Source organism: Neorhizobium sp. DAR64860/K0K1 (assembly GCF_050500205.1).
GTDB lineage: Bacteria > Pseudomonadota > Alphaproteobacteria > Rhizobiales > Rhizobiaceae > Neorhizobium > Neorhizobium soli.
This window is the reverse complement of the sequence record NZ_CP191459.1, coordinates 1,021,890-1,035,766: the sequence shown is the minus strand read 5'-3', so window position 1 is coordinate 1,035,766 and position 13,877 is coordinate 1,021,890. Positions and strand designations below refer to the sequence as shown.

The 13,877-nt window shown below is 61.9% G+C and carries 12 protein-coding genes; 5 read left to right on the top strand and 7 right to left on the bottom strand.

All coding sequences use genetic code 11. From position 1 onward, the window contains the following. Nucleotides 1-67: 67 nt before the first annotated feature. The 3 genes from ACQY1J_RS09715 to ACQY1J_RS09705 all read right to left on the bottom strand — a co-directional run bounded on the left by ACQY1J_RS09715 (nt 68) and on the right by ACQY1J_RS09705 (nt 1,512). Nucleotides 68-307 carry a hypothetical protein gene (locus ACQY1J_RS09715; protein ID WP_113110776.1) on the bottom strand — a complete coding sequence of 80 codons (240 nt, stop codon included), beginning with the start codon at nt 305-307 and terminating at the stop codon, nt 68-70. Between the two features lie 130 nt (nt 308-437). Further along, nucleotides 438-947 (bottom strand): DUF3291 domain-containing protein, encoded by a 510-nt coding sequence (locus tag ACQY1J_RS09710; protein ID WP_430251318.1) that lies wholly within the window; start codon nt 945-947, stop codon nt 438-440. A gap of 154 nt (nt 948-1,101) precedes the next feature. Continuing rightward, entirely contained in the window at nt 1,102-1,512 is a 411-nt protein-coding gene (locus ACQY1J_RS09705; RefSeq protein ID WP_430251317.1) for an HNH endonuclease, read from the bottom strand. Nucleotides 1,513-1,737: 225 nt separating this feature from the next. Here ACQY1J_RS09705 and ACQY1J_RS09700 point away from each other — a divergent pair, with 225 nt between their 5' ends. Further along, nucleotides 1,738-3,279, top strand: a complete 1,542-nt coding sequence (locus ACQY1J_RS09700; RefSeq protein WP_430251316.1) for a cation:proton antiporter — start codon at nt 1,738-1,740, stop codon at nt 3,277-3,279. A gap of 268 nt (nt 3,280-3,547) precedes the next feature. On the opposite strand, the gene ACQY1J_RS09695 is transcribed toward ACQY1J_RS09700, so the two are convergent. Continuing rightward, nucleotides 3,548-5,209, bottom strand: a complete 1,662-nt coding sequence (locus ACQY1J_RS09695; RefSeq protein ID WP_430251315.1) for an alpha-glucosidase family protein — start codon at nt 5,207-5,209, stop codon at nt 3,548-3,550. 156 nt (nt 5,210-5,365) lie between these two features. On the opposite strand from ACQY1J_RS09695, the gene ACQY1J_RS09690 reads away from it, so the two are divergent. After that, nucleotides 5,366-6,277 carry a sugar kinase gene (locus tag ACQY1J_RS09690; RefSeq protein WP_430251314.1) on the top strand — a complete coding sequence of 304 codons (912 nt, stop codon included), beginning with the start codon at nt 5,366-5,368 and terminating at the stop codon, nt 6,275-6,277. On the opposite strand, the gene ACQY1J_RS09685 is transcribed toward ACQY1J_RS09690, so the two are convergent. Further along, a complete protein-coding gene (locus tag ACQY1J_RS09685; protein WP_430251313.1) occupies nt 6,238-8,283 on the bottom strand; it encodes an acyltransferase family protein in 2,046 nt (681 codons plus the stop codon). The two genes, ACQY1J_RS09690 and ACQY1J_RS09685, sit on opposite strands and share 40 nt — an antisense overlap. Nucleotides 8,284-8,474: 191 nt before the next feature. Here ACQY1J_RS09685 and ACQY1J_RS09680 point away from each other — a divergent pair, with 191 nt between their 5' ends. Then, nucleotides 8,475-9,509 (top strand): glycosyltransferase family 4 protein, encoded by a 1,035-nt coding sequence (locus ACQY1J_RS09680; protein WP_113167225.1) that lies wholly within the window; start codon nt 8,475-8,477, stop codon nt 9,507-9,509. A gap of 361 nt (nt 9,510-9,870) precedes the next feature. On the opposite strand, the gene der is transcribed toward ACQY1J_RS09680, so the two are convergent. Together der and ACQY1J_RS09670 are read right to left on the bottom strand one after the other, a co-directional pair. Continuing rightward, entirely contained in the window at nt 9,871-11,301 is a 1,431-nt protein-coding gene (gene der / locus ACQY1J_RS09675; RefSeq protein WP_062455575.1) for a ribosome biogenesis GTPase Der, read from the bottom strand. Nucleotides 11,302-11,331: 30 nt separating this feature from the next. Continuing rightward, nucleotides 11,332-12,003, bottom strand: a complete 672-nt coding sequence (locus tag ACQY1J_RS09670; RefSeq protein ID WP_192077243.1) for a tetratricopeptide repeat protein — start codon at nt 12,001-12,003, stop codon at nt 11,332-11,334. Nucleotides 12,004-12,218: 215 nt separating this feature from the next. On the opposite strand from ACQY1J_RS09670, the gene ACQY1J_RS09665 reads away from it, so the two are divergent. Beyond that, complete coding sequence (locus tag ACQY1J_RS09665; protein ID WP_430251312.1) at nt 12,219-13,205, top strand: polysaccharide deacetylase; 987 nt, start codon at nt 12,219-12,221, stop codon at nt 13,203-13,205. A 75-nt stretch (nt 13,206-13,280) separates the two neighbouring features. Beyond that, on the top strand, nt 13,281-13,646 hold the full coding sequence (locus ACQY1J_RS09660; RefSeq protein ID WP_092660271.1) for a VanZ family protein: 366 nt from the start codon (nt 13,281-13,283) through the stop codon (nt 13,644-13,646). Nucleotides 13,647-13,877: the final 231 nt, after the last annotated feature.

Sequence of the window (13,877 nt, the reverse complement as noted above, 5' to 3'; positions counted from 1 at the left end):
TTTTTTCTTTGTAACGATGTGAAAACGAGGCTGCCCTCACCATCCAGGCAAAGTCAGGCCCGTCCACTCAGCGCCAGGACGTCCCGTCGGCGCTCGCGCAGCCATAGGGCGGCGGCACCTCGCCGAACGTCGCATGCAGCTTGTCGCAGCCCCATTTGTTCAACGGTCCCGGCAGACGGCTGTTGATCTCGATACCGACCTCGTCATACGCCGAACTCGTGTTCGACACGTAGCTATACCAGCGCTGCCCGATAAACCCGGTCGCTGCGATGAGAACAACCAAAACAACCAAAATAATTCTGCTCATGAAAATCCCTTACTTTTGAACCCCCTCCGTAAATAGTCAGGCCTGCCACCGCAAGGGTAAGCGCTTGTCTTTTCTAAGGAAAGTGTGACCAGCGGCGGGAAAAGCGAAGGGTGGCTTCAGTGGTTCCTGCTCAGCGCTGAACCGCGGCCCGGTCGAATGCGGTGCGATGGCCATCCGGATCGAACGGCGCCTTGAAGTCGAAGGCGACGGCAGAGGACCCGTGGTCGTGCAGGTACTCCAGACGTTCGCAGCCGTCCTGCCAGGTGGGAACATGACCTTCAGAGACCCACCACAAAACGTAAGGTGGCCATGTATGCCGGTCGAACCACTGCCGCGCATTCCGCATCGCCTCGATATGGATGGCCGAGTAGGTAAACGCGTAGAGCGCTGTCAGGTCGCGCCACAGGGAGAGGGTCGCCGGAGCCCAGCCGTCTCCATTGTCTATATGGAAACGCGGAAACACTTGAGGGCCCCAACTCTCAGGCCTCTCCTCGCCCTCGTAACCCGACCGAGCGACAAACCCCTCGCTCGTTTCCGCCGCACGAAAATTGAGGTCGTTCCTGTCGTGAAAACCCTGGTTTATCGGCTCGTCCGCGCGAACCCGAAAATTGTTGAAATTGTAGACGGCCAGGTGATGCATGCGATCCTCGTCTGCTTCCCCTTTGATGGCTTGTCTCTTTTCAAGCTACGGGAGCCATCGCCAGGCAACAAGTGGCCTGAAATCGCAGTTCTCGAGACATCAGAGGCCTCAGCCAAGACAACGGTCAGAGCCACCGCGAGGCGGTCGTGCGTCTCTATGCTTTCGGCCCGCGTCCCCGGCCCTGTCGCGGCTCCTTCGGCGGAGCCGCATACCCCGGAGGTTTTGTTTTCACCCAGGCAACGAATGTCCGTATCGCCGGGTCTTCAAGGATCGCCTCGATCGTCGAGAACTTCTTGGCGAGCTGGGCATCCGTCAAATTCACATGGATCTGGTCGTGACAGATCCGGTGCAGGCAAACCGTTTCCTTGCCGCCTTTGCTCTTGGGGACAAGATAATGCTTTTCCTGCTGATCCTCCGGGATCACCCGCTCGCACATCGGACAATACACGGGCTCCGGCGCAGCCTCGTCCCATGAAGCCGGTTCGTCTCTGTTCTTGCGGGCCATCGGTCCATCACCTGTTGAGCGCTGCCAGCCCTGCATCTCCATCTGGCTGGATCGATGCAAAGCCCTGCCTCCAGCAGATATCGCGTCCCGCAACCGCGAGCAATGCCGTTCGAAACAGACCTTGGACCTGGCATCGCCCAAATCACGCTTCCCACGCGGACCCGCCATCATCCTCACCCCGCCCGAAAACCGTTTTCCCTTTCAACCTCCCGCCCTACATGATGCTCGACGGATGCGCTGTGACGCACCCGGTTGATCACCCCTGCAGCGAATGACGCCACCCCCATGACCTTTTTCGAAAGCCTGCTCATCCTGATGCTGGTCGCGATCGTGCTGTTGCAGGTGTCGCGGCGGCTCTCCGTGCCCTATCCGTCGATGCTGGCTCTGGCGGGCGTCGCGGTGGCGCTGGTTCCGGGCGCGCCTTACTTCGCGCTCGATCCGGAGATCGCGCTGGCGCTGTTCATCGCGCCGGCTTTGCTCGATGCCGCCTTCGATTTTCCGTTGAATACCGCCAGGCGCTTCTGGTTGCCGCTTGTGGTCTTTGCGCTGGGCGGCGTCGTCGTCACCACGGCGACGGTCGCGGTCGCCGGCTATGTGATGGCCGGCCTGCCGATTGCGGCTGCCATCGTGCTCGGCGCCATCGTCGCGCCGCCGGATGCCGCCGCCTCCACCGCCGTCCTCTCCACCATGTCGGTGCCGCGCACCACCGATGCCATCCTGCGCGGCGAAAGCCTGTTCAACGATGCGGCAGCACTTCTGATCTTCGGGGCAGCCCTTGCGGTCCAGTCGGCCGGCGGGCTTGATCGCGAGGTAACGACCCATCTCGTTCTTGCCGTTCCCGGCGGCATCCTGCTCGGCTGGGTCGCGGCGCTGGTAATCCGCCGCCTGTCGGCCTTCGTCGCAGGCACGCTTGGCGGCAATCTCCTGCAATTCGTCCAGACCTTCCTTCTGTGGATCCTCGCCGAACATCTGGAACTGTCTGCGGTGCTCGCCATCGTCACCTTCGCCATGACGATCGCCAGCACCAGCGAAAGCCTGTCGTCGGCGCGCATGCGGGTGCAGTCCTATGCGGTCTGGACGGTCGTCGTGTTCGTCCTCAACGTCGTCGCCTTTCTGCTGATGGGCATGCAGGTGCGCGACATCTATGCGGACATGGAGGTCGGCCATTTCGCCGAAGCTCTGTTGTTTTCCGCCGTGATCGTCGCCATCGTCATCGCCACCCGCTTCGCGCTCTGCCTTGCCTATAACCGCATCGAAGCCTGGCGAGCCCGTCGCGACGGACGCGAGGAACCGGCATCGACCAGGCAGGCGATTCTCGCCTCCTGGTGCGGCATGCGCGGCCTCCTCTCGCTTGCCACGGCCTACGCGCTTCCCGCCGATTTCCCGGAACGCGACATGGTCGTGCTGACCGCCTTCGCCGTCGTCATCGCCACGCTCGTCCTGCAGGGCCTGACGCTGTCACCGCTCATCCGCTGGCTCGGCCTCGACCGGCGCCATACCAGCGCGCAGGAACTGTCTGAGATGCGCCGCCGCGTCGTCAAGGCAGGCATCGGCCGCCTCGACGGCGAGACGGGAACAGAAGCCGAAAAACTGCGCGCAAAGCTCACGATGGAACACCAGGCCTTCGACGACCCGGACCGTGCTGCCTCGATGGACACCTACCGCCGGCTGGTGCTTCTCTTCATCGCCGGACAACGCACCGAACTCGAAAACCTCCGCGCTTCCTACGAGTTGAACGTCGACGAATACAATCTCCTGCTCGAGGAAATCGACTGGCGCGAACTCTCGATCCTCCCCGAAGACGACCGACGGATCGAGGAGATCTGATCAGGGAAAGCGGTGCGGGATCAACGGGCGTTGAACCACCACAATGTCTTGCTCCCGCACCAATCCACAGGCACCGGCGCCGATAGTTTGGCGCCCGCATTCCCCCACACTCCCGCCTTCCTGTGCTCGTCACAGGAACTCAGTCAGCCCAAGTCCTTGGGCTGAAAGAACCGTCGTCGCCCTACCGACGCGTCGGCAAAATTCCTGTGGCAATCCAGGAAAGAGGGGAAGATTGCCTCCCCCTCCCATCCCACTCACACCTACGCCATCACACCCGCGCGCAGAACACATCCAGCGCATCGAGCTTCACGGCACCCGCTTCCAGCTTCGACACAAACCCCGGAAGATCGACCGGCATCACGTCGCCCATCCGCTTGGGCAGCACGAAGTTTTGCGCCTCGCGGGTCAGGTTGAACACGAACAGCAGCTTCTCACCGCCCTTTTCGCGGACGAAGGCGAGCAGGTCCTGGTTGGTCTCGATAAACGTCATGTCGCCGTCGATGAGCGCATGGTGGTTTTTGCGGAAGGCGAAGGTTTCGCGGTAGTGCTGCAGCACCGAATCCGGCATTGCCTCCTGCGCATCCACCGAACGGTTGGCGTGATCGGCCGGAATGGGCAGCCAGGTCTTGGCGCCCTCGCTGAAGCCCGCATGGGTCTCGTCCGCTTCCCACACCATCGGCGTGCGGCATCCGTCGCGGCCCTTGAAGGCCGGCCAGAAGCGGATGCCGTAGGGGTCGCGCAGATCCTCGTATGTCAGTTCCGCTTCGCTCAGGCCCAGCTCCTCGCCCTGGTAGAGGCAGATCGAACCGCGCAAGACAGAGATCAGCGTTGCCGACAATTTGGCGACGCGGTCCTGCTCGGACGGATCCTCGGTAAAGCGGGTCACGTGACGCACCACGTCGTGGTTGGAAAACGCCCAGCACACCCAGCCGTTCACCACCGTATCAAGCACGGTCTGCATCACCTTGCGGATATAGGCGGCAGAAAACGCCGGGCCCAGCAGGTCGAACGTGTAGCACATATGCAGCTTGTCGTCGCCGGTCGTATAGAGCGCCAACGTGTTCAGCGAACGCGGCCCGTCGCCCACTTCGCCCACCGAGGCGCGGTTGTCGTAGCTGTCGAGCAGCGCCCGCAACCGCTTCAGAAAGCCGATATTTTCCGGCTGCGTCTTGTCGTAGAGATGGTTCTGCATCGAATACGGATTGGTATCCGTCTCCATGCCGGCGCCGTCGGTGTCGTAGACCATCGGCGGGTTGCTGCGCAGTTGCTTGTCGTGGAAATAGTAGTTGACGGTATCGAGCCTGAAGCCGTCGACGCCGCGGTCGAGCCAGAAGCGCACCGTATCCAGCATCGCATCCTGCACATCGGGATTGTGGAAGTTGAGGTCCGGCTGCGAGATCAGGAAGTTGTGCATGTAGTACTGCTTGCGCACACCGTCCCATTCCCAGCCCGGTCCGCCGAAGATCGACAGCCAGTTGGTCGGAGCCGTGCCGTCGGGCTTGGGGTCGGCCCAGACATACCAGTCGGCCTTGGGATTGGTGCGGCTGGAGCGGCTTTCGATAAACCACGGATGCCGGTCGGATGTATGCGAGATGACCTGGTCGATGATCACCTTGAGGCCGAGGCGATGCGCCTCTGTCATCATCTCGTCGAAATCGGCAAGCGTTCCGAACATCGGGTCGACATTGCAGTAATCGGAAACGTCATAGCCCATGTCGGCCATCGGCGAGGTGAAAAACGGCGACAGCCAGATCGCATCGACGCCGAGCGAAGCCACATGCGGCAGGCGCTGGGTAATCCCCTTGATATCGCCCAGTCCGTCGCCGGTCGTGTCCTGGAAGGATCGCGGATAGATCTGGTAGATCACCGCACCGCGCCACCAGTTGCCGTCAACCTTGCGAGTGGTGTCCCTCGTGGTCTCCAATACCATTCCACAATGCTCCTTCTTGAAAATCGCTCATCCCAACCTTGGTCCCAAACTAGAGCCATGCCACCAAAAGACAACGCGGAAACGAAGCGCGACACGCTCTTGTCATGGCGGACGCTTCAGCTTATTCGAGCGTCAAACCCATGGGAGGGATGACACTTGGGCGGAAAGCTTCTTTCGATCGGCGAATGCATGGTGGAACTGTCGCAGGCGGGTGAAGGCCTGCTGCGCAAGGGCTTTGCCGGCGATACGTTCAATACGGCCTGGTATGCCCGCGCCTGCCTCTCCAAAGACTGGTCGGTGGACTATCTGACCGCAGTCGGCGACGATCCCATGTCGTCGGATATGCTTGGGATGATGGAGAAAGCCGGCATCGGCACCAGCCTCATCCGCCGCATCCCCGGCAAGACGCCCGGCCTCTACCTGATCACCCTCAAGAATGGCGAGCGCACCTTCAGCTACTGGCGCGACAGCGCTGCCGCGCGCAAGCTCGCAGACGACGCCGAGCACCTGCGCTCGGCCATCGAAACCGCCGACATCATCTATTTCTCCGGCATCACGCTCGGCATCCTGGCACCGGAAGCGGTCGAGACGCTTCTGTCGGAACTGCGCCGCGCCAAGGCCGCCGGCAAGACGGTCGCCTTCGATCCGAACCTTCGCCCGCGCCTGTGGGTGAGCCGGGACATCATGCTGAAGACGATCGAGGATGGCGCAAGAGCCGCCACCATCGTTCTCCCAAGCTTCGACGATGAAGCGACCTATTTCGGCGATGCCACGGTGGCCGATACGATCGCCCGCTACCATGGTCTCGGCGTCACGGATGTCGTGGTCAAGAACGGCGCAGAAGGCGCAACCTTCAGCCTGTCGGGCGTGACCGGTCATGCACCGGCCGTCACCACCGGCAAGGTGGTCGACACGACCAGCGCCGGCGACAGTTTCAACGCCGGCTTCCTGTCGAAGTACTTAAGCGGCGCCACACCGCACGAAGCCGCAGCCTACGGCGCCGCAGTCGCCGCCACCGTCATCGGCCATCACGGCGCGCTGATCAGTCCGGAGCTTCTGCCGGGCTGAACCACCGCGACCGGATGTGTCGGCTTGAGCTGGCAGATCCCTTTCGGCTCGCCCACCTTCACGCCAGCCTCGCAACCGTGTTGCGCGGCATCCGTCAGCGCGTCGTAGAGATCGAGCGTCTTACCGAGATGGATCGACCCCAGATGCGAAAAATGCTCGTCGTCGAGGAACAGCGAAACGCCGTCATCCACAACCCGGCAGCTTTTCTCGTCGCAGAGATAATCTTCGAGCGACACGACCGGGAACCGCTTCGAAACGTCCGCCATCAGCCGCTCCACGAGGGCATCATGGGCGCGCTGTTCGTCCCGCTCCATCATGCAGGGCGTGTCTGCAACATCCAGCATGGCGCTTCGCACGACACAGCGGCCGATATCGCGACCATCGCGCGGCGGCGGCGCCATGAACACTGGCCGCAGACCGATCGAGCGCAGCCAGTCGGCAGTCGCCTCGACCTCGGCAAGCATCCGGCCGTAATCCGTCCGCATCGCCTGGCCTTGCGCCGTCATCACCCGGCGGTCAGATCTGAGATAGGTCAGGTACTGCGATCCGAGCACGACGGTGCGCAGCGAGGGCGTCTTTGCAAGATAAGTCTTTACCGCCTCGTTGTGACGAATGCAGTCGAGCGGCCATGACGCGGAATCGTTGAGCGGAATGGGCGCGATTCCGGTTGGAAACGCGCAGCTGTTCTTGTGAAGCTGCACCAGTCCCTCGCCCTGATCGGACGGCGTATCGTGCATGGACGCCGCCAGCCCGTCGACCAGATGCATCGCCAGCGAATCGCCCCAGACCGCCATTTCCGGGCCCTGACCGATCGTGCAGACATCCGGCCGCACTTCGCCGTTGCAGATCTTGCCGATGCCGAGGCTCGGCTCTCCCATGGCTGTGAGCACAGGATCGCGGCCCGGAAAGCCCTGCGCGTTGGTGGTCACGATGCCGAGCATCACCAGCACCGCCGCCAAGGACCCGCTGATGGAAAACAACAAGCGACGGCCGACCTGCGGCTTCCGGAACGGCTGTTCCACCAGAAAATAGCTTGCGATCGCCAGCGCAAACACGAGCGCGATCAGCAGCCCGTACGACCAGCCCGGCAGCATGTCCATAGAGCGCAGACGGGCAAAGGCGAACACCGGCTGATGCCAGAGATAGAGGCTGTAGCTGATCAGCCCGATCGCCACCAGCGGCCGAAGCGAAAGCAGCCGTCCGGCAAGATTGCCCGGACCGGCAAAGGCGATCACCAGAAGCGTGCCGACGACCGGCGCCAGCGTCACCGGTCCCGGCCATTTCAGCTCGGATGTCAGGAACAGGCAACTGCCGACGATCAGGATAAGGCCAGCAAGCCCCAGGGCCGATCGGGTCCGCTCAGAGTAACGTGTCGGTATGCCGCCGATCGCCAAAAGCGCGCCTGCGGCAAGTTCCCAGAAACGGGTAAAGGGGAGATAGAAATTCGCGACCGGATCGACCCTTGAAACCGGCCATGCCAGAAACAGGCTGATCAGCGCCAAAATCGCCACGATGCGGAAGATCACCCGCCGCGTCTGCTTGCGCACCATCCACAGAAGCACCGGAAACACCAGATAGAACTGCTCTTCCACCGATAGAGACCACGTATGCAGCAGCGGCTTCAGTTCGGTACTGGGCGAAAAATATCCCGTATTGTCCCAGAGCTCGAAGTTGGAAACCATCAGCAGCGAGTGGAACAGGTCCTTGCCGAAATCGTCCAGTTCCGATGGCAGCATCCACAGTGCCGCAAAGGGCAGACAGGCAATGCACACCACAAGCAGCGCCGGCGCGATGCGCCGCACCCGCCGCTCGTAGAAATTGACGATGCTGAAACGGTCTCTCGCCAGGTCGTTGAGAATGATCGCGGTGATCAGGTAGCCGCTGATGACGAAGAACACGTCGACGCCGACAAAGCCACCCGGCATTAACCCGAGACCGGTGTGGAAGAGGATGACGGGAACGACGGCGATCGCGCGCAGCCCATCGATTTCTGGTCTGTACTGCATGCCGGGGCTCTACCAATCCCGGCCGCGGAAGTCCATTGCTGAGGGATGCTGCGAGCAGCGTTCGGCTTTGACAATCAAACGTTGAGAGCGCGTCTTCATCGCCCTGTTACAATATTTTCCGATGAAGGAACGGAAAACATGGTCGGCAGCCGCGAGTCGGTTCCGGCATGGCAACGGGGCCGGGTCAAACCATGACAAGGATTACCATTGTAACCGACGCCTGGTATCCGCAGGTCAATGGCGTCGTACGTTCGATCGAAAATACCAACCGCGAACTGGCAGGCATGGGCATCAATGTCTCGATGGTGACGCCGCTGGATTTTTCGAGCATCCCCTGCCCGACCTATCCGGAAATCCGCCTTTCGGTCGCAAGCTTCCGCAGCGTCGCCGCGACCATCGAAGGAACTCAGCCATCCGCCGTGCATATTGCAACGGAAGGACCGCTCGGACTTGCTGCCCGCCGCTGGTGCCTGAAGAACGGCATGCCGTTCTCCACCAGTTATCACACGCGTTTTCCGGAATATGTGGCCGCCCGCTTTCCGGTGCCGATCCGGCTGCTCAACGGCTTCGTCCGCTGGTTCCACAATGCCGGCAACGGCTGCATGGTGGCAACCGCGAGCCTTGAGCGGGAACTGCACAAGCTCGGCGTGAAAAATCTTCTGCGCTGGAGCCGCGGAATCGATCAGACGGTGTTTCACCCGGTGGCACTCGAGGCCAAGCCCTTCGACCTGCCGCGCCCGATCTTCATGACGGTCGGCCGAGTCGCCGTGGAGAAAAACCTGCCCGCCTTTCTCGATCTCGATCTGCCGGGCTCCAAGGTGGTGATCGGCGACGGCCCCGCCCGCGCCGACCTTCAACGGCGCTACCCACATGTGCTTTTCACGGGAATGAAAACGGGAGAAGACCTGGCACGCGCCTACGCCCAGGCCGACGTGTTCGTCTTCCCGTCCAGAACCGATACGTTCGGCAACACCATTCTCGAGGCGCTGGCAAGCGGCGTCCCGGTCGCGGCCTATCCGGTCATGGGTCCGATCGATATCATCGAACAGGGCTCAGGCGCCGGTGCCCTCAACGAAGACCTGCGTCTTGCCTGCCTGGAAGCACTGACGTGTCGCCGCGAGGACGCAAGTCGCCTTGCCCGCCGCTACACCTGGGAAGCGGCCTCGAAACAGTTTCTCGGCAACGTGCTCAAGGTACAGGGTGTCAAGGCGCTGACTGCGCGATAACCGAATATTGCTGCTGTGGCCGGGGTTCTATGCACTAGCCTGCGTGTCGAACCGGCACGTCCCGCTGATGCCTATCCGCGCCAGATGAAATAGCCGATACCACCAGCACCAAGACCCACGGCAGTCAGCAGACCGAGTACGATCATGAAAAACCTCCCAAAAGGCCGCCCAACGCCCTCCACAGCACCGGGTCGACAAGAAGGAGTGGATCATAAAGACGAACCGAATGCAAGCAAAGCGCGAAACACCCGAGCGGTTGCTGCGTTCAGCCCACGTTCAGGCTTATATTTCAACCATTTGGCGAAATCGCTCGTGCTGCTGATGATCGACGTTCTGCACTAAACGCGATCATCGAGCAGGTTTATCGCTTCTTGCGGCGGTTTTCGAACGGGTTCTCGCCCGCCTTGAAGTGAATGCGGATCGGCACGCCCGGGATCTGGAAATCGGCGCGCAGGCCGTTGGTCAGATAGCGGATGTAGCTTTCCGGCAGGGCATCGGGACGCGTGCAGGAAATCATGAAGGCCGGCGGGCGAGCCTTGACCTGCGTCATGTACTTGAGCTTCAGGCGACGGCCCGAAACGGCCGGTGGCGGATGCTGAACCTGCGTGCCTTCCAGCCAGCGATTGAGCTTGGCGGTCGAGATGCGCTTGTTCCACACCATGTCGGTGTCGATGATGCTCTGCATCAGCTTGTCGAGCGAATAACCGGTCTGGCCGGAAATCGGCACGGCGCGGATGCCGCGCGCCTGCGGCAGCAGCCGCTCGGTCTTTTCGCGCAGCTCGGCCAGCACCGCCTGCGGTTCTTCGACGAGGTCCCACTTGTTGAAGGCGAGCACGGCGGCGCGTCCTTCGCGCAGCACCAGATCGACCAGCTGCAGGTCCTGCTTTTCAAACGGAATGGTCGCATCGAAAACGATCACGACCGTCTCGGCAAAGCGGATCGACCGCAGCGCGTCGGCGACGGACAGCTTTTCGAGCTTCTCCTGGACGCGGGCCTTTTTGCGCATGCCGGCCGTGTCGAACATCTTGATCGTGCGGCCGCGCCACTCCCAGTCGACGGAAATGCTGTCGCGGGTAATGCCCGCTTCCGGGCCGGTCAGCAGCCTGTCTTCACCCAGAAAGCGATTGATCAGCGTCGACTTGCCGGCATTCGGACGGCCGATAATGGCAACCCGCAGCGGCTTGGTATCGTCATAGGCCGGCTCGAACTCGTCGTCGGCCTCTTCGCCCAGCACGCTGTCGCGCACGTCGATATCCGTCTCGGCCTCGTCGTCGTCGCCTTCCGGAAACGCCCGGTCTTCGCCGATCGCCTCGACGATCGCGTCGCGCAGGTCGATCATGCCCTGGCCGTGTTCGGCAGAAATCGGCACCGGCTCGCCGAGACCCAGCGTATAGGCATCGTAGAAGCCGCCGTCGGAACCCTTGGCTTCGGATTTGTTGGCCACCAGCACGACCGGCTTGCCGCTGCGGCGCAAAAGCTCGCCGAACGTCTTGTCGAGCGGCGTCAGGCCGAATTTCGCATCGACCACGAACAGCGTCAGGTCGGCATCCTCGATGGCGAGCTCGGTCTGGGCCCGCATGCGGCCCTCGAGCGTATCGGGACCGACCTCTTCGAGACCGGCCGTATCGATGATGATGAACCTGAGGTCGATCAGCTTGGCATCGCCCGGGCGGCGGTCACGGGTAACGCCCGGCGTATCGTCGACGAGCGCGAGCTTCTTGCCGACCAGCCGGTTGAAGAGCGTGGACTTGCCGACATTCGGGCGTCCTACGATGGCGACGGTGAAGCTCATAGTCGTTCCTTGCTGCCCTGTGGCGAAAAATCAGGGCGCCTTGCCGGATGCGGCGATGTTGTCGAGCATGATCTGGGCGCGGTTGGCAACGTTGCGCGGCGCACTGGCATCCTCGGCGATCCGCTGGAACCAGGTCTTGGCTTCCGCCATGTTGCCGGCCTTGTAGGCGGCAAGACCCAATGCTTCGCGGGCGGAATTGGCAAGCGTCTGGCCCTGGTTGGCCATGGCCTGCGCCTGTGCAGACACCTGATCGTAGGTGCCGGCGTCGATCAGCAGCCATGCGGCGCGCAGTTTTGCGAGATCGCGGATTGCGGCCGGCGCTGAAGTGTCGCCGCCGATCGCTGTAAAGGTGGAGATGGCTGCCCCGGTATCGCCCTTGGCGGCCTGAACCGAGCCTGCACGCATCTTGGCGAGAACCGGATAGGCGCCGGAGCCATCCTTTTCGATCGCGGAGAGTGCCGCCAGCGCTTCGTCGTTCTTGCCCTTCGAGGCAAGATCAAGCGCCGCGATGAACCGGTCACCCGACTGCGACGAACCGTGGTTTTCCCAGTATTCGTACCCGCGCCAGGCGGCCGTGCCGACGACGACGAGAACGGCAATGCCGATCAGGATACGGCTGTAGCGCTTCCACACATACTGCAACTGGTCGGAACGAAGTTCTTCGTTGACCTCACGGAAAAAGCTGTCGTCGTTCTGCGCCATGATCACTCCGGCCTTGCTGGGGCCCCATCCATCTAAAGAGCGCCTAATAGCTTATTTTGCTAAGGATGTAAGGCCCCTCACGCAATTCTCAAACAAGCTTGTTGATGCAAGGAGCCTTGGTCCCTTCTATCATATCCCAATTCAAAGCTTCGCCTTAATCCGGGCGCAGGGAAATTCGCCTCGATTCTCCCCTTTGGACACAGTACCGGGTTGCCATGCGTTTGCTCTTTTCCTCCATCGCCCTTTGCCTCTGCCTCGCCTCCCCGGCGCTGAGCGCAGACGAGCGGCCGAAACAGTTGCTGATCGTCTCCTTCGATGGCGCCGGTCCCAACCACCTGTGGCAGCGCAGCCGCGATTTCGCGAGGGCCAACAACGCCCACTTCACCTACTTCCTGTCCTGCACGCTGCTGATCCCCCGCGCCGAGCGGTCGACCTATCAGGGACCGGGCCACAAGCCCGGCCGCTCCAATATCGGCTTTGCCCAGACGAAAGACGAAGCGCGCGAACGGCTTTCCCATATCTGGCAGGCGCATCAGGAAGGCCACGACATTTCCAGCCACACCTGCGGCCACTTCGACGGCAAGGACTGGTCCGCGGCAGACTGGAGCGCCGAGATGACGACCTTCTCGCGCGTGCTCGGCAATGCCTGGACGGCGATCGGTGCTGGCGACAGCGAACCCGGTGGCTGGAAGGATTTCGTGGCGAACGACATCCATGGTTTCCGCGCCCCCTATTTCGCCACCAGTGCCGGCATGACTGTCGCCGAGAAAAAAGCGGGCTTTACCTATGATGCAAGCCTTGTCACCAAGGGGCCGATGATGCCGGAAGAGGAGGACGGGCTGATCCGCTTCGGCCTGCCGCTCATTCCCGAAGGCCCGTCGCAGCGACCGATCATCGCCATGGACTACAACCTGTTCATCCGCCATTCCGGCGGCATCGACAATCCCAGCCAGTCGTCCACGTTCGAGGAGCGCGCCTATTCCGCATTCCGCGCCGCCTTCGACCGCGAATACGACGGCGACCGCATTCCTGTTCAGCTCGGCTTTCATTTCGTCGAGATGAACGGCGGCGCCTATTGGCGGGCGATGGAACGGCTGGTCTCGGAAGTCTGCAATAGGGACGATGTCGCCTGCGTCAGCTACAAGCAGGCCATCCCCATGATCGGAGAACGTCGCAAGGCCAAGGCAACGTCCGGCCTGTAGCCGTCTGCTGGACGCCGTTAACCGCGGGCGACGATTCGATTTTCGCAATGCAGCATAGTTCGGTATGACACCCTGATGACAAACCGCCTTCTCGCAAATCCGGCCAGGACCCTGGCCTGGCTGGCGCTCGCCGCGATCGTCTTCGTGACGATCTCGCCGATCGACCTGCGGCCGCACGACCTCCTGCCCGTGGATGTCGACCGGGCGGCGGCCTTCGCCGTGATGGCCTTCCTCTTCGTCGCCGCCTATCCGCGCCAGTGGATTTTTTGCGCAGTTCTCCTCTTGATCGGGGCTGGCGGCATCGAGATGCTGCAGCTCCTGTCGCCCTCGCGCCATGCCCATATGGATGATGCACTGGTCAAGGCCGCAGGCGCCGCCATCGGCTGCCTTGCCGGCTGGGCGCTGAACCAGATGCGGTTCCGCCGCAAAGCTGTCGCCTGAGGCGTCCGAAAAATTCGCTAATGCACGTTATCTCCGTTTGAAACCAACGGATTATCATTTTTCTGAGAACCGCTCGTCCTCACGCAATCGTGCCGGGCGATAATGCTTGCGTCATCGGCGGGGAACCGGGTTCGCGAACCGGCATCACCAACAGGTTCGAAAGAACCGGTTCCGATGATGGCCGTGACGGTTTTCGGCATCCCGAAAATCATCAGAAACGGTCCCGGCAGG